Here is a 23,626-nt window from a genome sequence, read left to right as displayed (position 1 = left end):
TCTCTTCAATTTACGACTGACGAAAATTGAAATTCGTCACTTGTCAAACGAAAGAGCCATGTCCGAAGCCGCCAACATAGTCGCCGAGGCCGCCAGGCAAGAGAATGTGACGCGCATTCTCGATTGCGCAGAGCGCCTGTTCCGGCACTATGGCTACGGCAAGACCAATGTCGCCGACATCGCCCGCGAACTCGGCATGTCGCCGGCCAACATCTACCGTTTCTTCGCCTCCAAGGTCGAAATCCACCAGGCCGTCTGCGGCCGGATGCTCGGCGCCAGCTACAAGATGGCCTACGAGATCATGCACCTGCCGATCAGCGCTGAGGAGCGGCTGCGGCGCTACATTCACGCCCAGTACAAGATGACGCTGGAGACCATGCTCGACGAGCAAAAGGTCCATGAGATGGTCATCGTCGCGCTCGAGCGCGACTGGGCCGTCATCGACGCTCACGTCAACAGCATCCACGACCTGTTCGCCGAGGTCATCCGCGAGGGTGTCGAGACCGGCGAGTTCCGGCAGCAGGATCCCGAAGCCGCCTCGCGCTGCTTCGGCGCCGCCACCGTGATCCTCTGTCACCCGCAGATGGTGGCACAGTGCCTGGCCAAGACCAACCGGGCAATGCCCGACGAACTTATCGACTACGCCATCAGAGCCTTGAAATAGCCGCCGCTCGCCGGTGTTGCCAGTCCGCCTCCAGTCGGGAGTACCACGATGTCTTTGTCCAATTCCATCATCAGCCGGCTGCCGGTCGCGGGCTTGATCGTCGGAGCGCTTGCTCTGGCCGGCTGCAGCCAGGAGAAAGCCGAAGTCAAGGACATCATCCGCCCGGTCAAGGTCGTCGAGATCGCCCAGGCGCATGACACCCGCACGCTCTCCTATTCGGGATCGGTGCGCGCCCGCACCGAAAGTGCTCTCGCTTTCCGGGTCAACGGCAAGATCACCGAGCGCCTCGTCGACATCGGTCAGCATGTCGTGCCGGGCGATGTGCTCGCCAGCATCGATCCCACCGACTATGACCTCTCGGTCAAGAGTGCCCAGGCCACGCTCGATGCGGCCGAACGGCAGGTCGAGACAACAGAGCTTGCCCGCAAGCGCGCCGAGCAGCTTTTCGCCAAGAACTTTTCACCGAAATCGCAGCTCGAACAGGCGACGCTGACCTATGACCAGGCGGTCGCCACCCGCGACTCCGCCCGCTCGTCGCTCGACCAGGCCAAGAACCAGGTCGGCTATACCGACCTCAAGGCCGACAGGGACGGCATCGTCACGGGTGTCAACGCCGATGTCGGCCAGGTGGTTGGCTCCGGCTCGCCGGTGGTCACTGTCGCGGTCGACGGCGAAAAGGAAGTGCTGATCGCGGTGCCTGAAATGGAGATCGCCGAATTCAAGCCGGGCAAATCAGTCAAGGCCGGTTTCTGGTCCGACAACACGCTGGCGCTCGACGGCAAGGTCCGCGAGGTCGCCGGCAGCGCCGATACGCAGTCGCGTACCTTCGCCGTTCGTGTCAGCCTGCCCAACGATCCGCGCGTGCTGCTCGGCATGACCGCCAATATCGAGGCCTCGGCCGCCAACGAAAAGCAACTCGTATCGATCCCGCTGAGCGCATTGGCGAAGCAAGACAGCCAGCCGATCGTCTGGACCGTCGATCGTGGCGCCGACACCGTTCATGCCCGCCCGGTCAAGGTCGCCGAGTTCGCCGCCGATGGCGTGCGCGTCGCCGAAGGGTTGAAGCCAGGCGATATCGTTGTCGCCGCCGGCACGCAGTTCATGACCGAGAATCTGAAGGTGAAGCTCGCCGGCGGAGTGGCGCAGCAGTCCGCCTCCGCCGAGGGCGAAGACGCCAGCCGGTTGCGCTGACGACAGACAGGACGGCCGCGCGTTCCCGCGGCCGCAGGTTTCCGGGCGGCGTGCGCCCGAAGGTCGAGACGTCAAGGCCGATGTCCCCCCGCATCGATCCGCGCGTCCGACCGCGATGAGTGTCTCTCTGCTCGAAGAGTCACGCCGCCCGGAAGCCAGATCGAACGCAGATGATTTCGTTTCGCGCGCCGCGCTTCTTCGAAGCACCAGGCGCCGGCAACCAAGCAAAGTGGACCAGCACCGATGACGACCTCCACTGAAGAAAAGCGGCCCTTCAACCTGTCGCGCTGGGCCATCGGCCATCCCTCCATCGCGCGCTTCCTGTTCGGGCTGATCATCATCGCCGGTGCGCTCGGCCTGATGCGCATGGGCCAGAAAGAAGACCCCGACTTCACCTTCCGGGTCATGGTCGTGCAGGCGATCTGGCCGGGCTCCTCGATCCAGGAGATGGAAGACCAGGTCGTCAACAAGATCGAGCGCAAGCTGCAGGAGACGCCGCATCTCGATTTCGTGCGCTCCTTCACCCGGGCCGGCAGCGCCATCATCACCGTGCAGATCAAGGGCGACACCAACGCCGCCGAGGTGAACGACGCCTTCTACCAGGTGCGCAAGAAGGTCGGTGATATCCAGGGTGACCTGCCGCGGGGCCTGCTTGGCCCATACTTCAACGACGAGTTCGGCGACACCTTCATCACGCTGCATTCGATCAGCGGCGACGGGTTTTCCTATCCCGAGCTGAAGAAGTTCGCCATCCAGGCGCGCGACATGCTGTTGACGACGCCAGGCGTCGAGAAGGCGGTCATCATCGGCGACCAGCCGGAGAAGCTCTATATCGATGTCTCGTCGAAGGCGCTTGCCGAACGCGGCCTGACGCTGACCGACCTGCAGAACGCGATCAAGGGCCAGAACAATGTCGACCCGGCCGGATCCGTCGACACCGGCGTCAATTCGGTGCGCATCTCGGTCGAGGGCGACGTCACCAAGGCCGCCGATATCAGGGAATTGCGCCTGCGCGCCGGCGGCCAGGTAACGCGGCTCGGCGACATCGCCACCGTGACCTCGGGGCTCGAAGATCCCTTCCAGCGCAAATACCGCTTCAATGGACATGAAAGCGTCCAGCTCGGTGTCGTCATGGCCAAGGGTTTCAAGGTCACCGATGTCGGCAAGGACGTCGAGGCGACCTACAAGCGCTTCGAGGAGGCGCTGCCCTATGGCGTGTCGGTCGACCAGATTTCCGATCAGCCGGGCGTCGTCACGGATGCGGTGGCCGAATTCATGCATGCGCTGGGCGAAGCGTTGTTGATCGTGCTTGTCGTCTCGTTCCTGTCGATCGGCTGGCGCTCCGGGCTGGTCATTGCCATCGCCATTCCGCTGGTTCTGGCAGCCACCTTCGCCATCATGTACGAGCTTGGCATCGACCTGCAGCGCATCTCGCTGGGCGCCCTGATCATCGCGCTTGGCCTGCTCGTCGACGACGCCATGATTGTCGTCGAAATGATGGAGCGCAAGCTGGAGGAGGGGCTGGTCAAGATCGAGGCCGCGAGCTTCGCCTATTCCTCGACCGCTTTCCCGATGCTGACCGGCACGCTGATCACCACCGCCGGCTTCATCCCGGTCGGTTTCGCTGCCTCGACTGCGGGCGAATATGTGCGCACCCTGTTCTATGTCGTCGGCATCGCTTTGATCGTGTCGTGGTTCGTGGCGGTCTATTTCACGCCATGGCTTGGCTACATGATCCTCAAGCAGCGCAAGCATGCCGGCACCCATCACGATGCCTTCGACACGCGCTTCTACCGCCGGCTGCGCGCCACGGTCGGCTGGGCCGTGCACCATCGCATCATCGTACTGGTGATGACGCTGGTGACCTTCGGCACCAGCCTGTGGGCGTTCCAGTTCATCCCGCAGAACTTCTTCCCGCAATCGTCGCGGCCGGAAATCCTCGTCGACCTCTGGCTGCCGGAAGGCACCAGCATCAAGGAGGTCGAGGTGCAGGCCAAGGCGCTCGAAGCCAAGATGATGGACGACAAGGACAAGCGCTTCATCGCCACCTATATCGGCGAGGGCGCGCCGCGCTTCTTCCTGCCGCTCGACCAGCAGCTCGCCAACCCGAACTTCGCCCAGATGCTGGTGATGGCCAATGACGAGCCGGCGCGTGAACGGCTGATCGTCAAGCTGCGCACCGTTCTGGCCGAGGATTTCCCCTCGATCCGCGGTAAGGTCGACCGCCTGTTCCTCGGCCCGCCGACCGGCTGGCCGGTGCAGATGCGCGTCATGGGTCCGGATCGACAGGAGGTGCGCCGTATCGCCGACCAGGTGAAGGCGAAGTTCCGTGAGGATCCGCTGCTGGGCGCTGTCCATGACGACTGGCTCGAACCGGTGCCGGCGATGAAGCTGGTCATCGACCAGGATCGCGCCCGTGCGCTCGGCGTCACCTCGCAGCGCATCCGCCAGATGCTGCAGGCGACCATGTCCGGCGCGCCGCTCGACGACTTCCGCGACGGCGAAGAAACGGTGTCCATCGTTGCCCGTGAGCCGGATGCGAGCCGCAGCCTGCTGTCCTCGGTCGACTCGGTCTATATCCCGACCGATTTCGGCGGCTTCGTGCCGTTGTCGCAGGTGGCCAAGGTGGTGCCGGTGCTGGAGCAAGGCATCGAATGGCGCCGCAACCGCTTGCCGACCATCAGCGTACGGGCAACCCTGCCCGACGGCGTGCAGTCCAACGACGTCGTCACCAAGATGTACAAGGACATGCAGGGCCTGCGTGATGGCCTGGCGCCCGGCTATAAGATCGAGATCCAGGGCGGTGCCGAGGATTCGGCCGAAAGCCAGGCGTCGATCGCCGCCAAGGCGCCGATCATGTTGGCCATCATCGTCGTGCTGCTGATGATCCAGCTGCAGAACTTCGGCAAGGCGATGCTGGTGCTGGCGACCGGTCCGCTCGGCATCATCGGTGCCGCCGCGGCTCTGCTGATCAGCGGCGCCCCGTTCGGCTTTGTCGCCATCCTCGGCGTCATCGCGCTGCTCGGCATCATCATGCGCAACTCGATCATCCTGGTCGACCAGATCGACCAGGACATTGCCAGAGGCATGGAACGCTCGGAGGCCATCATCGGCTCGGCTGTACGCCGTTTCCGGCCGATCGTGCTGACAGCGATGACGGCGGTGCTGGCGCTGATCCCGATCTCGCGCGCCGTGTTCTGGGGCCCGCTCGCCTATGCCATGATGGGCGGCATCATGGTCGCCACCGTGCTGACCATCCTGGTGCTGCCGGCAGGCTACGCCCTGTTCTTTGGCCGCGAGCCGAAGAAGGTGGGCACTAGCGAGCAGGCGCCCGAAACAGAGCTGCCCGCCGAGCGGCCACAACTGGCCCTGGCTGCGGAATAGAGCGGTTTATCGGCGTGACGGTTGGTCCGTCACGCCGATGAAAATGCTCCCCAGTGCCGATTTTGCAAAACAGGATTCCTTCCCAGGACCGCAAAGCGGTCGCATCCTGCACCTCAGCGGAGCGGCAACGCTCGTCCTCATCAGGGTGTCTTCCCATGGCAGAAAAACGGCAATTGCGGCTCGGCGCCTTCATGCGCCCGGTCAGCCTGCACACCGGCGCCTGGCGCTATCCAGGCGCCTATCCCGACGCCAACTTCAACTTCGCGCATCTGAAGCGTTTTGCGCAGACGCTGGAGGCGGCGAAGTTCGACGCCTTCTTCATGGCCGATCATCTGGCCGTGCTCAACATGCCGATCGAGGCGCTGCGGCGCAGCCACACGGTGACCTCGTTCGAACCATTCACGCTGCTGTCGGCGCTGGCCGCCGTCACCGATCACATCGGGCTGATCGCCACCGCGTCGACCACCTTCGATGCGCCCTATCACATCGCCCGCCGCTTCGCGTCGCTCGACCATATCAGCGGCGGCCGCGCCGGCTGGAACATCGTCACCACGTCCAACCCCGATGCCGCGCTGAACTTCGGTCTCGACGAACATGTCGAGCATGATGAGCGCTATCACCGGGCGCGGGAATTCTACGATGTCGTGACCGGCCTGTGGGACAGTTTTGCCGACGATGCCTTCATCCGCGATGCCGAAAGCGGGCTCTATTTCGATCCCGCTAAATTGCATGTGCTGGACCACAAGGGCGAGCATCTCTCGGTGCGCGGGCCGCTCAACATCGCGCGCCCCGTGCAAGGCTGGCCGGTCATTGTCCAGGCCGGCGCATCAGAGGCAGGGCGGCAACTGGCGGCCGAGACGGCCGAGGTGATTTTCGCCGCTCATGGAGATCTTGTCGCCGGCCAACGCTTCTTTGCTGACGTTAAAAGCAGGGCACAAAAACTCGGCCGCTCGCGCGACGACATCAAGATCCTGCCTGGTGCCTTCGTCATCGTCGGCGACAGTGTCGAGGAAGCGCGGGCCAAGCGGGCGAAGCTCGACAGCCTGGTCTATTACGAGAGCGGCATTGCCTCGCTATCGATCGCTCTTGGACACGATGCGTCGGCCTTTGATCCCGACGCGGCCTTGCCGGAAATACCGGAAAGCAATGCCTCGAAGAGCAGCCGCGAGCGTGTCATCGAGCTGGCCCGGAATGAAAACCTGACCGTGCGCCAGCTTGCCCAAAGGCTGGGCGGCTATTCCGGCCTCGCCTTTGTCGGCACGCCGCAAACCATTGCCGACGAGATGGAGAAATGGCTGGTCACGGAAGGGTCGGACGGCTTCAACATCATGTTTCCCTATCTGCCCGCCGGACTGGATGACTTCGCCGAGAAGGTCGTGCCCGAGTTGCAGCGGCGAGGGCTTTTCCGGCGCGAGTATGAGGGCACGACCTTGCGTGAGAACCTCGGTTTGAAACGGCCGCCGAACCGGTTCTTCGAAGGCGCGGAAGAGGCCGTCCGCAAGACCGGCTGACGCTTCAATTCGGTGAGAACGTAAAATGGAACGGGCGCGCCCAAGCGCGCCCGTTCCATTCAAGTGGCCACGTCAGATGACGAAGAACCAGTTGGCGAGCAGCATCACCACCACACCGGCGACCAGCGTAAGATAGGGCAGCATCCCTGCTTTCTTGACCGCGAGGTCAGCACCCGTCATGCCGAGATCGGCCAGCATGTGATCGGGGAATTTGCCCTTGTCCTGGACGTAATGCCGGTAGCAGAACACCGGGATGATCAAGGCCGCGGTGATCAGTCCGGCCCACAGCGCCATCGGGTTCCAGACCTTGGCGCCGGCGCCCATGAAGACCGCGTTGACATACGCGAAGATCGCCCCGATCCCCAACAGCCAGCTCGGTGCTTTCCAGGGCCGCGCGATATGGCCGTTGTCGATGCGGTGGATCCAGCCGGCATTGAGGTTGAGGAAGTTGAAGATGATGTAGCCGCAGTTCGACACGGCGAGGATGAAGAAGAAGCTCGTCGCGTCGGCCGAGGCGATGGCCAGCACGACCAGGTTGAAGCAGAGGTCGGTCCACATGGCCCGCGTCGGCGCGCCATGTTCGTTGACGTGGCTGAGATAGCGCGGCAGCCAGCCGTCGACCGAGCCCTGGTAGAGCGTGCGCGAGGAGCCGGCCATCGCCGTCATGATACACAGCACCAGGGCCAGGATCATCAGCATCACCAGCAGGCTGTGGATCAGTGCCCCGCCGCCGACCATGCCGGCCAGCGCGTCGGCGACGCCCGAACCGTCGACGATCGGTGTCGCCAGCATGCCGTTCAGGCCGAGCACACCCTGGAAGGTGAAGGGCACCAGGATGAACAGCAGCATGCAGAGCAGGCCGGAATAGAAGATGGCCTTGAAGGTGTCGGTTCCCGGGTTCTTGAACTCGGATGTGTAGCAGACCGCCGTCTCGAAGCCGTAGGTCGACCAGGCGGCAATGAACATGCCGCCGAGCACCAGCGTCCAGCCGGCGATGTTCCAGGTGCCGGGGTCCGGGGCATAGGCGGTGGCCAGCGGCACCAGCGGCGAGAAGTTGGCCCAGTTGATCTGGCCGGTGAAGATCGGCACGACGCCGACGATCAGCATCGGGATGATGACCAGCAGGCCGATATATTTCTGCACATTGGCTGTGCCGAGGATGCCGCGATGCTGGATCGAGAAAATGATCAGCATCAGCACCGCGCCGATGAAGAAGGTCGCGTTGAACGTGAAGGAAACCGGACCCAATGTGTGGCTGTAAAGCGTCCAGTTGCGGATCGCCGGCGTTGCGGCCGCAGTCACCGCCGTGATGGCGTCCGCGGGCGCCGTTCCGGCATGCGCCGCGATATAGGCAACGACCTCCGCCGAAGTCGCTGTGAACAGCGGCACCGGCGCCAGCGCGTTGAGGATATAGGCGGCGGCGATCGAGCAGCCGAGCGACAGCACCGGCGACCAGGCGAACCAGTTGCACCACACCGAGAGCGGCGCGATGAACTTGGAGTAGCGCAGCCAGGCGGTGGCGCCGTAGATCGAGGCCCCCCCGGACTTGTTCGGGAACAGGCCGGCAATCTCGGCATAGGTGAAGGATTGCAGGAAACCCATGACCATGGACACCGTCCAGATCAGGAAGGCCAGTGTCCCAGTCGTGCCGGCGATGCCGCCGATCGAGAACAGGACCAGCGCCGGAACGCCGCTTGCCACCCAGAAGGCGCCGCGCCAGTCGATATGCCTGAGCAGCTTGCTTTCGGCAGGCTGCTCCAGGGCCGTGCTTATGGTGCTCATGTCAGTGACTTCCCCTTTTGTAAGTGTTCCCCGCCGGCGATGCCTCGGCTTTGCGAAGCTTGCTCCCCGGCCAATGATCACAACCGCTGTGTTTCCACTCAGTCGTATTTTTTTCTTAAGAGTGAAGATTGATCCGGCGCGCTTTCACGTCAAGCGTTTTGTGAAACCGTGCACATCACGCTTGCGCGCGCGGCCACCGATGCGCCCCGCGGGATGACCGGCAGGCCGGTTCAGATGCACGAAGGCAGTGCTCACGAGCGCGGCTTGGTCTTCTGCGGATCGTAGTGGGCGAAGGCAACGACACGCGCCGGCAGCCGCTTGGCATGGCCGTCGAGCTTGCCGATCTCGACTACCGTGCCGATGGCCGAATGGGTGACGTCGAGCCTGGCCAGCGCGATGTTCTTGTTCAGCATCGGCGAACGCATGCCCGAAGTGACGACGCCGATCTGCGCACGGCCGACATGGACGCAGTCGCCATGGCCGACGGCGACATTGCTGTCGATATCGAGGCCGACAAGCTTGTTCTGCGGGTTCTCCTTGCGCCGGATCAGCGCCTCGCGGCCGATGAAATCGTCGGTCTTGGTCTTCAAGGGCACGGTGAAGCCGATGCCGGCCTCGAACGGATCGGTCTGGTCGGAGAATTCGTAACCGGCAAAGATCAAACCGGCCTCGATGCGCACCATGTCGAGCGCCTGCAGCCCCATCGGCTTCAGTCCGTGCGACTGGCCAGCTTCCCAGATGGCGTCGAACACTTTTTCGGCGTCGCGCGGATGACACCAGATCTCGTAGCCGAGTTCGCCGGTATAGCCGGTGCGCGAGACCACGACCGGAATGCCATTGCCGCCGCCGATGCGGGCGACTGCAAAGCGGAACCATTCGAGTTCGTCGATCGAGGGCTGCAGCGGCGAGGTCCAGATCACCTCTCTGAGGATGTCGCGGCTCTTCGGCCCCTGTACGGCGACATTGTGCATCTGGTCGGTGGACGAGCGCACCAGCACGTTCAGGCCGAGTTTCTTGGCCGTCTCGCGCAGCCACTCGCCGGACAGGTCATCGCCGCCGACCCAGCGGAAATTGTCCTTGCCGAGCCGCAGCAGCGTGCCGTCGTCAATCATGCCGCCATGCTTGTAGCACATGGCGGAATAGACGACCTGGCCGACAGCGAGTTTCTTGACATCGCGGGTCAGCGTGTATTGCAGCAGTGCTTCCGAATCCGGCCCGGTGACCTCGAACTTGCGCAGCGGCGACAGGTCCATGATCACGGCGTCCTGCCGGCAGGCCCAGTATTCTGCGATCGGCCCGTCCTTGGCGAAGGAATTGGCCAGCCAGTAGCCCCGGTACTCGACGAAGTTGCGGGTGTGCTTGGCAAAGCTCGAATGAAAGGATGTCTCGCGGGTCATTTTCGGTTCCGAATCGGGCGTCATGCGTCTGGCGATCGCTCGCGAGAATTTGTGCTGGCCGGAATAGGTCCGCACATGGATGTCGGTCGGGTTCCAGCCATTGGCCGGAGTGGTGTCGTCAGGGCAGGCAGAGGATACGCAGACGATATCGGTCAGCGCTCTGAGCAGCACATAATCGCCGGCGCGCGACCATGGCTCGTCGGACACCATGACACCATGCGCGTCGATCGCCGTGTTGAAGAAGAAGTTGATCGCCATCCAGCCAGCGCGAGCATTGACGCCCTTGTCGGCCAGAGCGCCATTGAAATTCTCCGAGCAGTTGGTGTGGCCGGGATAGCCGATGTCGTCATAATATTTGGCAGCACAAGCGAGCGCGAAGGCGTCATGCCGGCCGCATGTGTCCTGGATCACCTCGACCAGTGGTTCCATGTCCTGGTCGTAGTATTTCGAATGCAGGCCGGGCATCGGATAGCTGGCACCCATCAGCGTGCGCGTTGTCGTTACGTCGAGCGGGTGGTCGAGGCCCTTGTCCAGCTTACGCGCCGAAAAGCACTGGAAGTCGGTGCACTGGCGGCCATCGACATCGATAATCTGCAGATAGTCGCCAGCCTTGACGAAGTAGGATTCAGCGGTTGCCGAATGGACACGCAGGTCGAGCACTGGGTCGGCGAGCGGATCGGCCAACTGGGATTTTATCTTCAGGCGGATAGTGGCGCGCCGGACGATGATGGTGAGCGGCGTCGCCGTGTCATGGCCATCGACCAGCATCGGTCCGCCGGGCGCGGCGATCAGCATTGCTCCATTGCGTGTGACGGTAAAACCCTGCTCGGTGCCAGCGGGTGTCGCGCCGCTGAACACGCGCACAGCCTTGGCCTGATCGAGCTGCACCTGCCGGCGCTCGATGCCGTGCCGCAACGCGCTGATACTGTCGTCGCCCTCGGCAAGCAGTGCCTTGATGCCGGCGGCGTTGCTGTTCGCCGTCTCGCCGAAGATGCCGGGGTCGGTGGCGCCTGCGGTGTCCCAGGCCAACAGCTCACAGGCCTGGCCACCCTCGACATTGCGCACCGTGATCGTATCGCCGGCCTCGACCTCGATTAGCACCGCGCCGTTCCCCTGGATGGTATATCGCTCCATGCCCGGCGGAAGCGCAATCTGGCCGGGCCTCAGGATGAGGCTCGGCCGGGGCGGTCCGGAGGCGACGGCGGGGTAGGGCGACTGGCTCATCTCAGCCTTGCGGTTCGAGAAACAAGTTTGCCTGTGTGTAAAATTATTTTAGCAGCAAGAATAGCAGTGCGGTTGAGTTTGGCAAGCTTGAGCGCCCATATTCCCTTCTCCCCTTGTGGGAGAAGGTGGATCGGCGCGTAGCGCCGAGACGGTTGAGGGGTGGGTGACGGAGTGCCGTCATTGCCAAGCTGGAGCACCCCTCATCCGACCTCGCTTCGCGAGGCCACCTTCTCCCACAAGGGGAGAAGGAAGGGCGCGCACAATCGCTACGCCAATTCCTCGGAATAGCTGATAGCAACTCCATACTCCGCCGCCGAATCCAGCATCGTGTGCCACAGACTTTCAGCAAACGTCGCAAAGACCAGAACGTTGAACACGGCTTGCCCGCCTCGGTCGCCACCCCGCCACAGCGTGACGCTGGTGTGATCCATCGACGTTACCGCCGCAGCACCAACCGGGAACGCATCGGGGTGCAAATCGATCGACGACAGTTTCGCCAGCATCGTCCGCACCTTGGCGCCGGAGATGCTGATCAGGGCCCGCGCATGCGATTGGTCGGACAGCGAAGCAGATTGCGCGAACACTTGGCCGAGCGCCCCAATCCCATGCTGGCCGCCCTTCGACAGCACGAAAAACTGATCGGGTCCCGACCAGATTAGCGTGGCGTCCGTGGTCGGCACCGCATTCGGCGTTTCCGGCGCCGCAATGCCGAAGCGTGCCTTTGCGGCCTGGACCATGTCAGCCGCGTTGCCCCGCCGCGCCATGACCTGCACCAAGTCGAAATTGCGGATTTCGGTTAGCGACACGCCGGCATCGCCCTTCGCACCATGCGCCCCCGACACGAGTACCCGATCGAGCGGACTGCGAACGTCCCAGGAAAACTCAGCCACGCTGGCGCCCTCCATCCGGATCGTAGAAGACGGGATTGCAGAGTTCGACATCATAGCCCTCGCCGCGCAGCGGATCATGCGCATGGACGATCTCGCCGATGCGTTCGCGGCCGCGTTCGACAAGCGCGAGGCCAATCCACTGGTCTAGTGTCGGCGAGAAGCAGACCGAGGTGACATAGCCCTGGTCATTGCCCGGGCTAGGCGTTTGGCCTTTCGGAATGATGTGCGCACCGGAGCGCAGGCGCCGCGCCTTGTCGGTTGGCTTGATGCCGACCACGACCTGCCGGTTCGGCGCGACCAACGCCTCGCGGCCGGCCATGACACGGCCGATGTAGTCTTTCTTGGTCGACATCATCTTGCCGAGGCCGAGATCGGCGGCCGTTGTGGTGCCGCTCAGTTCCGGTCCGGCGATGTGGCCCTTTTCGACGCGCATCACACCGAGCGCTTCGGTGCCGTAAGGCGTCACGCCGAACTGTTTGCCGGCCAGCATCAGATTGCGCGCCATCGCCTCGCCGTAACGGGCCGGCACCGATATCTCGAACGCCATCTCGCCGGAGAAGGAGATGCGGAACAGCCGCGCCTTGATGCCGCCGCGCAACGCGACTTCGCGCGCGCCCATGAAGGGGAAACCTTCATTGGACAGGTCCTCGGCAGGGTCGACAATTTCCCGGAGCAGATCGCGTGTCTTTGGCCCGGCGATCGAGAACTGCGCCCACTGGTCGGAGACAGAGGTCAGCTGCACATCGAGTTCCGGAAACAGCACCTGCCGGCAGAATTCGAGATGCTGCATCACCAGTCCGGCCTTGGCCGTGGTGGTGGTCAGGAAATAATGGTCCTCGGCCAGCCGCGACGTTGTGCCGTCATCATAGACGATGCCGTCCTCGCGCAGCATCAGCCCGTAGCGGGCCTTGCCGACGGCGAGGTTGGAGAAGGTGTTGATGTAGACGCGGTCGAGGAAGGCACCGGCATCCGGGCCGTGCACGTCGATCTTGCCGAGCGTCGAGACATCGCAGAAGCCGACGCCGCTCCGTACCGCCTTGACCTCGCGGGTGACGGATTCGAGCCAGTCTTTCTCGCCGGCTCGCGGATACCATTGCGCGCGCTTCCACAGGCCGGTGTCGACGAAGACAGCACCCTGTTCGGCGGCCCAGTGATGCGACGGCGTCAGCCGCGTCGCATGGAAAGTCTCGTCGCGATGATGGCCGGCGAAGGCGCCGATGGCGACCGGCACGTAAGGCGGTCGGTAGATCGTCGTGCCGGTCTCGGGAATGGACCGGCCGCTGACAGCAGCCATGATCGCGAGGCCGGCGACGTTGGACGTCTTGCCCTGGTCGGTCGCCATGCCGAGCGTGGTGTAGCGCTTCAGATGCTCGACTGATTCAAAACCTTCGCGCTGCGCCAGTTCGATGTCGGAGGCGGTGACGTCGTGCTGCTGGTCGACAAAGGCCTTGCCCTTGCCGGCGACGTGCCAGAGCGGCGCCAGCGAGAAAATCTCGTCGTCGGCGACGGGCGTCGATCCGGCGTTGCCGGTGCGTCCTGTGTCACGCGCGGCCGTCGCCCCCGCTTCAAAACCTTCGCGCAGGCAGGCGCCTAGCCCGAAGGCGCCGTTGGCCGCACCGGCCGCGACCATGCCGGGAGGCGCGCCGTCAGGCACGAAGGCGGCGATATCGTCGCGCCATTTCGGCCGGCCGCGATGATAGGATGTGAGCCCGACCGTCGGATTCCAGCCGCCGGAAACGGCGAGCCCGTCGGCTTCGACCTCGGCACGTGCGCCGCCGGTCAGCGACACCGAAATCTTGCGAACGCCGTCCTTGCCACCGTCGACGCCGCTGACCGAACCATGCAGCACGGTAAAGCCGTTCTTGGAGGCGAGCGACCGGTGAGCGGGTGAGACATCCGGCCGTGCGTCGACCACCGCTGCGATCTGCAGTCCGGCGCCTAGTGCCGTCTCGACCGTGCGCCAGCCATCCTCATTGTTGGTGAACAATGCGACGCGTTTTGCCGGCGTCGCGGCGTAGCGGTTGACATAGGTCCGCATGGCGGAAGCCATCATCACGCCGGGCGTGTCGTTGCCGGCAAAGACGATGGGCCGCTCGATCGCGCCGGCGGCGACAATGCTGCGCTTCGCCACGATCCGCCACAGGCGCTGGCGCACATGGTGCTCGGGCGGCAAGGGCAGGTGGTCGCTGACCCGTTCCAGCGCGCCATAGGTGCCGCCGTCATAAACACCGAATAGCGTTGTGCGGGTCATGATGCGTACATCGGGCATCGAACTGAGCTCGGCCAGTGTCCGCGATAGCCATTCGGCGGCGGGCAGGCCATCGATCGTGCCGCCATCCAACAGTCGGCCGCCGGCGGCAAAATCCTCTTCGCACAGAATGACGCGGGCGCCGCTGCGGCCGGCAGCGAGTGCTGCTGCCAGGCCTGCCGGACCGGAGCCGGCAATCAGCACGTCGCAATGCGCCCAGGCCTTGTCGTAGTGGTCGGGATCGGCAACCCCTGAAGCGCGGCCAAGGCCGGCGGCGCGGCGGATCGCGGGCTCGTAGATCGCTTCCCAGAATTTCGCCGGCCACATGAAGGTCTTGTAGTAGAAGCCGGCGACGAAGATCGGCGCAAACAACTGGTTGACCGACATGACGTCGAAGCGCAGCGACGGCCAGCGGTTCTGGCTGGCGGCCTCGAGCCCTTCATAGAGCTCGGCGGTCGTCGCCTTAGTGTTCGGCTCGCGCCGGGCGCCTGTGCGCAACTCGACCAGCGCGTTGGGCTCCTCCGAACCGGCGGTGAGAATGCCGCGCGGACGATGGTATTTGAACGAACGTCCGACCAGCTTGACGCCATTGGCGACGAGCGCCGACGCCAGCGTATCGCCCTGGAAGCCGGAAAAGCTTTTGCCGTCGAAGCGGAAATTCAGCGACGTCGAGCGGTCGATGAGACCGCCGGATGTGAGCCGGTTTGTCTGATTGCCGGCCATCACGCGCCAACCTTGGCCGCACCGGCGCCGGCTGCCGGCTCGACCGCCGAAATCTCATGCGTCAGCGTGTTGCGGGTGACCTTCAGCCACGCCCGGCAGCCGCCGCCGTGGTACCAGTTCTCGCTCATCACGCCGGCGACATTGTCGCGCAGGTAGACGTAGTCGAAGACCTCGTCTTCCGAAGCGCCGGCAACCGGCCGCACCGGCTTGGCGTCACCGAGATAGGTGAACTCGCCGAGTTCGCGTTCGCCGCAGAAGGGACAGGTGATGCGCATACTCGGGCCTTCAGTGCAGGTTCGGTTGGGCGCCCTGGCCCTTTTCGTCGATCATGGCGCCAGTCCGGAATCGGTCGAGGCGGAACCGCGCGGCTTCGGCATGCGATTCATCACGGGCCAGCAGATGGGCAAAGACAAAGCCCGATCCCGGTGTCGCCTTGAAGCCGCCATAGCACCAGCCGGCGTTGAGATAGAGCCCGTCGACCGGCGTCTTGTCGATAATCGGCGAACCGTCCATCGACATGTCCATGATGCCGCCCCACTGGCGCAAAAGACGTACGCGGCCGATCATCGGCATCAGCGCCATGCCGCCCTCGCAGACATCCTCCATCACGGGCATGTTGCCGCGCTGGGCGTAGGAATTGTAGCCGTCTATGTCGCCGCCGAAGACCAGCCCGCCCTTGTCGGACTGACTGACATAGAAATGGCCGGCGCCGAAGGTCATGACGCCGGGGATGAGCGGCTTGATCGCTTCCGACACGAAGGCCTGCAGCACATGGCTTTCGATCGGCAGGCGCAGGCCCGCCATATCAGCGACCCGTGACGAGGAGCCGGCGACGGCCATGCCGACCTTGCCGGCGCCGATCCTGCCGCGCGAGGTCTCGACACCGGTCACCTTGCCATTGGTGTCCCTGACAAAGCCGGTGACTTCGCAATTCTGGATGATGTCGACGCCGAGTTCGCTCGCGGCATGGGCATAGCCCCAGACGACGGCATCGTGGCGCGCCGTGCCGCCGCGCCGCTGCAACAGCCCGCCCTGCACGGGGAAACGGGCATTGTCATAGTTCAGGAACGGGATCATCTTCTTGACTGCGGCGAGGTCAAGCAGCTCGGCGTCGATGCCGTTGATGCGCATCGTGTTGCCGCGCCGCGCATAGGCGTCGCGCTGCGCATCGGAATGGTAGAGGTTGATGACGCCGCGCTGGCTGACCATCGAATTGTAGTTGAGGTCCTGCTCCATCCGCTCCCACAGCTTCATCGACAATTCGTAGAAGCCGGTATTGCCGGGCAGGCCGTAATTGGAGCGGATGATCGTGGTGTTGCGGCCGGCATTGCCGGAGCCGATCCAGCCCTTTTCCAGCACCGCGACATTTCTGATGCCGTATTCGCTGGCGAGGAACCAGGCGGTGGCCAGGCCATGGCCGCCGCCGCCGATGATCACCACGTCGTAGTGAGTCTTGGGGCTGGCGTCACGCCAGGTGCGCTGCCAGTTCTTGTGGCCGGAAAGGGCGGCACGTGCGAGCGAGAAGATCGAGTATTTCATACGTTCATTCCGAGGTCGCTCGCATGGTTGGACAGTTAGATGTCCAACGTGTGGTCGCGCTCCCATTGCGTGAAGTGCGAAGCATAGGAATTCCATTCCTGGTGCTTCAGCTTTAGATAAGCCGACGAGAATTCCTCACCCAGCGCCGCCTTGAGCGATTTGTCCTTGTCGAACTCGCGCAAAGCGTCGAGCAGGTTGAGCGGCAGCTTTGGCGCACCCTTCACCGTGTGGCCGTGCTGGTACATGTCGATGTCGTAGCGCTTGCCGGGATCGGCCTTGGAGCGGATGCCGTCGAGACCGGCGGCGATGATCACCGCCTGCAGCAAGTAGGGGTTGGCGGCGCCATCGGGCAGGCGCAGCTCGAAGCGGCCGGGGCCGGGCACGCGCACCATGTGGGTGCGGTTGTTGCCGGTCCAGGTCACGGTGTTCGGCGCCCAGGTCGCGCCCGAAATGGTGCGCGGCGCATTGATGCGCTTGTAGGAATTGACCGTCGGGTTGGTGATCGCGGCGAGAGCCGAGGCATGCTTCATGATGCCGCCGAGGAAATTCCTGCCCTTGGCCGACAGGCCAAGCTCCATCGCATTGTCGGCGAAGACATTCGTTTTCCCGGCTTTGTCCCACACCGAGATATGGGCGTGGCAGCCATTGCCGGTCAGACCCTGGAAAGGCTTGGGCATGAAGGTGGCGCGCAGGCCGTGCTTTTCGGCGATCGACTTGACCATGAACTTGAAGAATGAGTGCTTGTCGGCGGTCGCCAATGCATCGTCGAAGGCCCAGTTCATCTCGAACTGGCCGTTGGCGTCCTCATGGTCGTTCTGGTAGGCGCCCCAGCCGAGCGCCAGCATGTGGTCACAGATCTCGGCGATCACATCGTAGCGGCGCATCACCGCTTGCTGGTCGTAACAGGGTTTTGATGCCGTATCGTATTCGTCGGAGATCGTCTTGCCGTCCGGCGAGATCAGGAAGAACTCGGCCTCGACGCCGGTCTTGACGTGCATGCCGTCGCTGGCGGCTTCAGCGATCAGCCGCTTCAGCGTGTTGCGCGGCGCCTGGTCGACCTCCTTGTCGTCCATGATGCAGTTGGCGGCGACCCAAGCGACCTCAGGCTTCCACGGCAGCTGGATGACCGAATCCGGATCCGGCACCGCCAGCATGTCGGGATGCGCTGGCGTCAGGTCCAGCCATGTGGCGAACCCGGCAAAGCCGGCACCGTCCTTTTGCATGTCGGCGATCGCCTGCGCCGGCACCAGCTTGGCACGCTGGCCACTGAACAGGTCAGTGTAGGAAATCATGAAATACTTGACGCCGTTCTTTTTGGCGAAAGTGGCGAGATCGTTCCCCATTATAGTTCCTCGCTTATGGTATTTTGGATGCTGTCTAGAAGCCGTTCTTCCCCGGTATCCAGTTGGTGCCGGCCAGCGGGACGCCGGCCATGGCGGCTGCCTCGATCGTCAATGCGACGAGGTCCTCGGGCTCGAGATTATGCAGGCTGTTCTTGCCGCAGGCACGCGCGATCGTCTGCGCCTCCAGCGTCATCACCTTGAGGTAGTTGGCCAGCCGGCGGCCGGCGGCGACCGGGTCGACGCGCTTCATCAGCTCCGGGTCCTGCGTGGTGATGCCGGCGGGGTCGCGGCCCTCATGCCAGTCGTCGTAGGCGCCGGCCGTGGTGCCTAGCTCATTGTACTCCGCCTCCCAGCGGGGATCATTGTCGCCGAGAGCGACCAGCGCTGCGGTGCCGATCGATACCGCATCGACGCCAAGCGCCATCGCCTTGGCGACGTCGGCGCCGTTGCGGATGCCGCCGGAGATGATCAGCTGCACCTTGCGGTGCATGCCGAGATCCTGCAGCGCCTGCACCGCCGGCCTTATACAGGCGAGTGTTGGCTGGCCGACGTTCTCGATAAACACTTCCTGCGTCGCCGCCGTGCCGCCTTGCATGCCGTCGACGACGACGACATCGGCGCCGGCCTTCACGGCAAGGGCTGTGTCATAGTAGGGGCGGGCGCCGCCGACCTTGACGTAGATCGGCTTCTCCCAATCGGTGATTTCGCGCAGCTCAAGGATCTTGATCTCGAGATCGTCCGGGCCGGTCCAGTCGGGATGGCGTGAGGCCGAGCGCTGGTCGATACCTTTTGGCAGCGTGCGCATTTCGGCGACGCGGTCGGAAATCTTCTGGCCAAGCAGCATGCCGCCGCCGCCGGGCTTGGCACCCTGGCCGACTACCACTTCGATCGCATCGGCCCGGCGCAGATCGCGCAAATTCATGCCATAGCGCGAAGGCAGATACTGATAGACCAGTTGCTTGGAGTGGCCGCGCTCTTCCTCGGTCATGCCGCCATCGCCTGTGGTGGTCGAGGTGCCCGACAGCGTTGCGCCGCGCCCGAGTGCTTCCTTGGCCGGGCCGGACAGCGAGCCGAAACTCATGCCGGCAATGGTGATCGGGATCTTCAGTTCGATCGGCTTTTTGGCATGGCGCGAGCCCAGCACCACTGATGTGTCGCAGCGCTCGCGGTAGCCTTCGAGCGGATAGCGCGAGATCGAGGCCCCGAGGAACAGCAGGTCGTCGAAATGCGGCAGCTTGCGCTTGGCGCCGGCGCCCCTGATATCATAGATGCCGGTCGCCGCGGCGCGGCGGATTTCGGAAAGTGTATAGTCGTCAAAGGTCGCGGATTTGCGCGGCGTCGTCGGCGGGTTGCGATAGGTCATGCTGCCTCAATACGCGTCGGCGTTGTCGATATTGAAATTGTAAAGCGTGCGCGCCGAGCCGTAGCGCTTGAACTCCGACGGCTTGACGCCTGTCACGCCGGCACGGTCGAGCAGGCCTTGCAGCAACTCCAGATGCTCGGGCCGCATTTCCTTGGCGATACAGTCGGCCCCTAAGCTGTCGACCTTGCCGCGCACGAAGAGCCGCGCTTCGTAGATGGAATCGCCCAGCGCATCGCCGGCATCGCCCAGCACCACCAGATTGCCGGACTGCGCCATGAAGGCCGACATGTGGCCGATATTGCCATGCACGACGATGTCTAGGCCCTTCATCGAAATGCCGCAGCGCGACGAGGCATTGCCCTCGATGACCAGCAGTCCGCCCTTGCCGGTGGCGCCGGCATACTGGCTGGCGTCACCTTTGACGATGATAGAGCCCGACATCATGTTCTCGCCGACGCCGGGTCCTGCCGAGCCATGCACGGTAATCGTGCTGCCCGAATTCATGCCGCCGCAGTAATAGCCGACGCTGCCACGTACATCGATGGAAACAGGCTGGTCGACGCCGACGGCAACCGAATGGCTGCCCTTCGGGTGTAGCACTTCCCACGCCGTTTCATTCGAACCGGGCGTCAGATTGTGCAGCGCCTGGTTGAGCTCGCGCAGGGACGACACATCGAGGTCGAACACCCGGGAGGCTTGGTCACTCGCCGCCGCCTTTGAAAGTTTGGTTGCCGGCATGAACTCAATGCTCCCAGAAATAGACAGTTGCGGGCTCCGGTTCCCAGACCCTCGCATTGTCTATGCCGGGCAGCTTGGTCAGCGCGCGATACTCCGAGCCGAAGGCGACATACTGGTCGGTCTCGGCCATCACGGCGGGCTTGCAGGCGATCGGGTCGCGCACCACGCCAAAGCCGTTCTTGGTGCCGACGACGAAGGTGAAGAAACCGTCGAGGTCGGAGAGCGTGCCTTCCAGCGCCTCGCCGAGGTTCTTGCCATGCGCCATCTGTGAGGAGAGATAGGCGGCCGCCACCTCGGTGTCGTTCTCGGTCTCGAATTTCATGCCCTCGCGGATCAGTTCGCGGCGGACATTGTTGTGGTTCGACAGCGAACCATTGTGTACCAGGCACTGGTCGGCGCCGGTCGAGAAGGGATGCGCGCCCATCGTGGTGACAGCCGATTCCGTCGCCATGCGGGTGTGGCCGATGCCATGCGTGCCGGTCATCTTGCGAACGTCGAAGCGATCGACGACAGCCTCGGGCAGGCCGACCTCCTTGTAGATCTCGACGACGTCGCCGGTACCCATGACGCGTATATCGGGGCGCAGTGTCTGGATGGCCTCGCGCGCTTCGTCGATCTTGGCGGGCGTTGTCCTGACGACGGCATGGGTCGATTTCACCGCAATGCTCACCGGCACGCCGATCGCCTTGGCAAGCTCGGTGTCGAGGCCAGGGAAATCGCGCGCGGGCTTGGCCGACTGGATGGTGATCTTGGCCTCATTCTTGGAAGGCGCGCCATAGATGGCGATGCCGGCGCTGTCCGGGCCACGATCGCTGAGCGAGACCAGCATCTCCGACAGCATCGCGCCGAGCTTCGGCTCCAGCGACTTGTCCTTCAAAAACAGTCCGACAATTCCACACATGTCAGCCTCCCAACGTTTGTAGCTAAGAGATGATGTACCGAATGCGTTGCCAAAATTCAATCACATGAAAAAAATTTTCCTGTAGTTACGTATGCGGCGTGATGCCGCCATGCGAATTATTGCTGCCCTGCGCGGCATTGTGAACCCATCGGGCATGGCGGATACGAGCGAGCTTGTAGGCGTCCAGAATGGATAGCGCATAGATCAGGAAGCCGCCGGCATGGCGGCCGATGAAGCTGGCGTCGGGCGGCGCGATCCTGGCGGTGACCCAGGCCAGGATCACCATGAAGAACAGAAACTGCAGCCCGCGCACCGGCACGCCCAGAATGACATGGCCGCTTGCTGGCAAAACGATTGCCGCACCGAGCACGAGATAAGGGCTCACCGGCGTCGGAGAGGTGTCTGAGCTGGTCATGCGGCTTGCCGTTCGCTTTGGTTGATGGCGTCGCGCAGCGCTGAAAGGGATACGAGCAGCCGCTGTATCAGCGCCGGATCGATCCGCGCGTCACCGAACGCGGCTTGCCGGAAAACACCGTAGCGCGCGCGCTCGGCCTCGGCCAGCAGCCAGACGATGCGCACGCCGTTGGGCGTGATCAGCAATTCCTTGGCGCGTCCTTCGGAAAAGAGTTCGAGATGGTCGGCGATGAGGCCTTGCGGAAAGCGCGCGCCCCTGAGGTCTGTCCGCAGAACCGCCTCGGCGGGGAATCCCGGCGCCTTTGGCAGCGTGTGCTGGAGATTGTCAAAATTAGAGAAGGTCGTCGGCGAGCCTGGCCGCATCATCATGTCGAAAGTGGCTGGCACGGCGACATTGTCGGTGATCGAAACGCTGAGCCAGCGTGCCGGCAGTTTTCGCGTCGCCAGCGTATCGACAATGGTGCGCAACTGGACGCGTTGACCGTTCCACGAACCTTCCCAGGTGATGACACCGGCAGTGCCGTCCGAAACATCAGCAGCGTCGGCGATAACAGTGCGGATGCCAGCCTCGTCGGCGGCGAGCGCCACCAATGCCCTGTTGCGGCTGCGGCGCGCCAGCCACACAAGGTGGAGGGCGAGAGCCAGGACAATCGCCCCGGCGAACAGTGCTGATGTCACTTCGGACATTTTGTCATGCTTGGCCCATCCGGCACCCGGGCGGGCCGTCTCCCATCAATAGCCCTGCGGCTTCGGCCACGGCATGGTGAACTGGTCGCCGCGGCGCACATAGCGGTAGCGGTGGAAATGGAACCACAGCGAAATCAGGAAGTAGAAGGCAACCATGGCGATCAGCTGCGAGCCGTAGCCGAGGAAGATCGCAAAGAAGGTCACCACGCACAGGCAGAACAGCACGATCGCCGGCAGCGGATGGAAGGGGTGCGTATAGCCGCGGCGGATCGTGCCGAGCGGCCACTTCTTGCGGAACATCATGATGTTGATGCTCATGAACGTATATTGCAGCACGCCAGACAGGATCGAGAAGGTGATCGCCTGGTTGAGGTCGGCGATGAAGGCGAAGGCCAGTGCGATCGGCAGCAGGAACAGGATCGAGCGGTAGGGCGTGCGGTATTTCGGATGCACCGCCGAGAACCAGCTCGGCAGATAGCGGTCGCGGCCGAGCGAAAACCAGGCACGGGCCGCATCGTTAATGCAGCCATTCGCCGATGCCAGCGCCGCCAGCAGCGTGGCGATGAACAGAAGGTTTTCCAGCAACGGGCTGCCCGTCAGCTTGCCGGCGTCCCACAGCGGATAATAGGTGATGCCGAGATATTCCCAGGGCATCAGCGAGGCGCAGACATACCAGGTCATGGCGGCGGCGATCAGAAGCGTAATCATGCCGGCCATGGTGCCATAGGGCAGGGAGCGCGCGGGCGAGCGCACTTCCTCGGCCGCCTGCGTGGTGCCTTCTATGCCGAGATAATACCAGATGCCGAACTGGAAGGCGGCGATGACGCCGATCCAACCATAGGGCAGCGCGTTGCCGGGCGTCACCAGTTCGTTGAGCTTCAGCACCGCGCCTTGCGTCCACGGGCTGACCGAGAAGAACAGGATGACGATCGAGATATAGGCGATTGCCGTGATGACGAAATTGACATTGAGCGTCATCAGAACGCCGCGATAGTTGAGCCAAGCCAGCACCACGATGGTGGCGGCGATGAAGGAATTGTGGGTGAGCCCTTCGATGCCGGCTTTGGCGACGATCGTGTCGCCGAGCAGGATGGCGTCCGAGACCTCCAGCATCGTGTAGGCAAACACCAGGAACAGCGCGACGTTGAAGGCCATTAGCGGCCCGACAATGTGCTTGGCCTGTGCGTACTGGCCGCCGGCGGCGGCGACCGTCGATGTCACCTCGGAATCAATCATGGCGACCGAGGTGTAGAGCAACCCGACCACCCAGCAGACGATGAGTGCTGCCAGAGCGCCGCCCTTGTCGGCGGAAAAATTCCAGCCGGTGAATTCACCGACCAGAACGATGCCGACGCCGAGCGCCCAGACATGGGCCGGGCCGAGCACCCGCAGGAGTGAGACCCTGTCGCCGTGAATTGCCGGTTCAAGTGCGGTCGTCATTGTTCAATCCCCACTCAGATCCGGTGTTTTTCGGAAACGGCTTCAAGTTCGCCTTCACGCGACGAGGTCAGGACGTCCTCGGAATAGGTCGTATCGACCTTGAACCAGTCGTAGAGCATCCACAGCGCGAGCAAGACCGAGATGCCCCAGCATGCGTAAGAGAGTGCCACCCACATGAGCTTGTCCC

At 63.4% G+C, this 23,626-nt stretch carries 18 protein-coding genes; 4 read left to right on the top strand and 14 right to left on the bottom strand.

Translation table 11 applies throughout. The annotated features are described in order from the left end of the window. Positions 1-58 precede the first annotated feature (58 nt). The 4 genes from ACZYHG_RS30090 (at position 59) to ACZYHG_RS30075 (ending at position 6,750) form a co-directional block, all read left to right on the top strand. On the top strand, positions 59-664 hold the full coding sequence (locus ACZYHG_RS30090; protein ID WP_464611672.1) for a TetR/AcrR family transcriptional regulator: 606 nt from the start codon (positions 59-61) through the stop codon (positions 662-664). Between the two features lie 48 nt (positions 665-712). Next, positions 713-1,855, top strand: coding sequence for an efflux RND transporter periplasmic adaptor subunit (locus ACZYHG_RS30085; RefSeq protein WP_464611671.1), 1,143 nt, complete (start codon positions 713-715; stop codon positions 1,853-1,855). A 243-nt stretch (positions 1,856-2,098) separates the two neighbouring features. Further along, positions 2,099-5,239, top strand: coding sequence for an efflux RND transporter permease subunit (locus ACZYHG_RS30080; RefSeq protein ID WP_464611670.1), 3,141 nt, complete (start codon positions 2,099-2,101; stop codon positions 5,237-5,239). A 155-nt stretch (positions 5,240-5,394) separates the two neighbouring features. Continuing rightward, the gene (locus tag ACZYHG_RS30075) at positions 5,395-6,750 is read left to right on the top strand and encodes an LLM class flavin-dependent oxidoreductase (protein ID WP_464611669.1); all 1,356 of its coding nucleotides are present in this window, start codon (positions 5,395-5,397) and stop codon (positions 6,748-6,750) included. Positions 6,751-6,822: 72 nt separating this feature from the next. Here the strand turns inward: ACZYHG_RS30075 and ACZYHG_RS30070 are convergent, their stop codons facing one another. The 14 genes from ACZYHG_RS30070 to ACZYHG_RS30005 form a co-directional block, all read right to left on the bottom strand. After that, complete coding sequence (locus tag ACZYHG_RS30070; RefSeq protein ID WP_464611668.1) at positions 6,823-8,532, bottom strand: APC family permease; 1,710 nt, start codon at positions 8,530-8,532, stop codon at positions 6,823-6,825. Between the two features lie 251 nt (positions 8,533-8,783). Then, positions 8,784-11,153: a DUF1989 domain-containing protein gene (locus ACZYHG_RS30065; protein WP_464611667.1), complete on the bottom strand. Its 2,370-nt coding sequence runs from the start codon at positions 11,151-11,153 to the stop codon at positions 8,784-8,786. A 266-nt stretch (positions 11,154-11,419) separates the two neighbouring features. Continuing rightward, positions 11,420-12,043 (bottom strand): sarcosine oxidase subunit gamma, encoded by a 624-nt coding sequence (locus tag ACZYHG_RS30060; protein ID WP_464611666.1) that lies wholly within the window; start codon positions 12,041-12,043, stop codon positions 11,420-11,422. After that, positions 12,036-15,014, bottom strand: coding sequence for a sarcosine oxidase subunit alpha (locus ACZYHG_RS30055; protein ID WP_464611665.1), 2,979 nt, complete (start codon positions 15,012-15,014; stop codon positions 12,036-12,038). The genes ACZYHG_RS30060 and ACZYHG_RS30055 overlap by 8 nt, the downstream gene beginning before the upstream one ends. Then, complete coding sequence (locus tag ACZYHG_RS30050; RefSeq protein WP_027034099.1) at positions 15,014-15,289, bottom strand: sarcosine oxidase subunit delta; 276 nt, start codon at positions 15,287-15,289, stop codon at positions 15,014-15,016. Before ACZYHG_RS30050 ends, ACZYHG_RS30055 begins: the two co-directional genes overlap by 1 nt. A gap of 10 nt (positions 15,290-15,299) precedes the next feature. Beyond that, a complete protein-coding gene (locus ACZYHG_RS30045) occupies positions 15,300-16,553 on the bottom strand; it encodes a sarcosine oxidase subunit beta family protein (protein WP_464611664.1) in 1,254 nt (417 codons plus the stop codon). A gap of 35 nt (positions 16,554-16,588) precedes the next feature. Next, positions 16,589-17,896 carry a type III glutamate--ammonia ligase gene (gene glnT, locus ACZYHG_RS30040; protein WP_027058314.1) on the bottom strand — a complete coding sequence of 436 codons (1,308 nt, stop codon included), beginning with the start codon at positions 17,894-17,896 and terminating at the stop codon, positions 16,589-16,591. 34 nt (positions 17,897-17,930) lie between these two features. Continuing rightward, a complete protein-coding gene (locus ACZYHG_RS30035; protein ID WP_027058313.1) occupies positions 17,931-19,259 on the bottom strand; it encodes an FMN-binding glutamate synthase family protein in 1,329 nt (442 codons plus the stop codon). Positions 19,260-19,265: 6 nt separating this feature from the next. After that, positions 19,266-19,997 carry a GltB/FmdC/FwdC-like GXGXG domain-containing protein gene (locus ACZYHG_RS30030; RefSeq protein ID WP_464611663.1) on the bottom strand — a complete coding sequence of 244 codons (732 nt, stop codon included), beginning with the start codon at positions 19,995-19,997 and terminating at the stop codon, positions 19,266-19,268. A 4-nt stretch (positions 19,998-20,001) separates the two neighbouring features. Beyond that, positions 20,002-20,898, bottom strand: coding sequence for a class II glutamine amidotransferase (locus ACZYHG_RS30025; RefSeq protein ID WP_464611662.1), 897 nt, complete (start codon positions 20,896-20,898; stop codon positions 20,002-20,004). An 85-nt stretch (positions 20,899-20,983) separates the two neighbouring features. Continuing rightward, positions 20,984-21,313: a hypothetical protein gene (locus ACZYHG_RS30020; protein ID WP_464611661.1), complete on the bottom strand. Its 330-nt coding sequence runs from the start codon at positions 21,311-21,313 to the stop codon at positions 20,984-20,986. Continuing rightward, positions 21,310-21,999, bottom strand: a complete 690-nt coding sequence (locus tag ACZYHG_RS30015; RefSeq protein WP_464611660.1) for a hypothetical protein — start codon at positions 21,997-21,999, stop codon at positions 21,310-21,312. Before ACZYHG_RS30015 ends, ACZYHG_RS30020 begins: the two co-directional genes overlap by 4 nt. Before the next feature lie 45 nt (positions 22,000-22,044). Further along, positions 22,045-23,439: an APC family permease gene (locus ACZYHG_RS30010; protein WP_464611659.1), complete on the bottom strand. Its 1,395-nt coding sequence runs from the start codon at positions 23,437-23,439 to the stop codon at positions 22,045-22,047. Positions 23,440-23,453: 14 nt separating this feature from the next. Continuing rightward, the gene (locus tag ACZYHG_RS30005; RefSeq protein WP_464611658.1) at positions 23,454-23,615 is read right to left on the bottom strand and encodes a hypothetical protein; all 162 of its coding nucleotides are present in this window, start codon (positions 23,613-23,615) and stop codon (positions 23,454-23,456) included. Between the last annotated feature and the right edge of the window lie 11 nt (positions 23,616-23,626).

Source organism: Mesorhizobium subarcticum (genome assembly GCF_055456085.1).
This window is presented reverse-complemented; position numbering and strand designations above follow the sequence as displayed.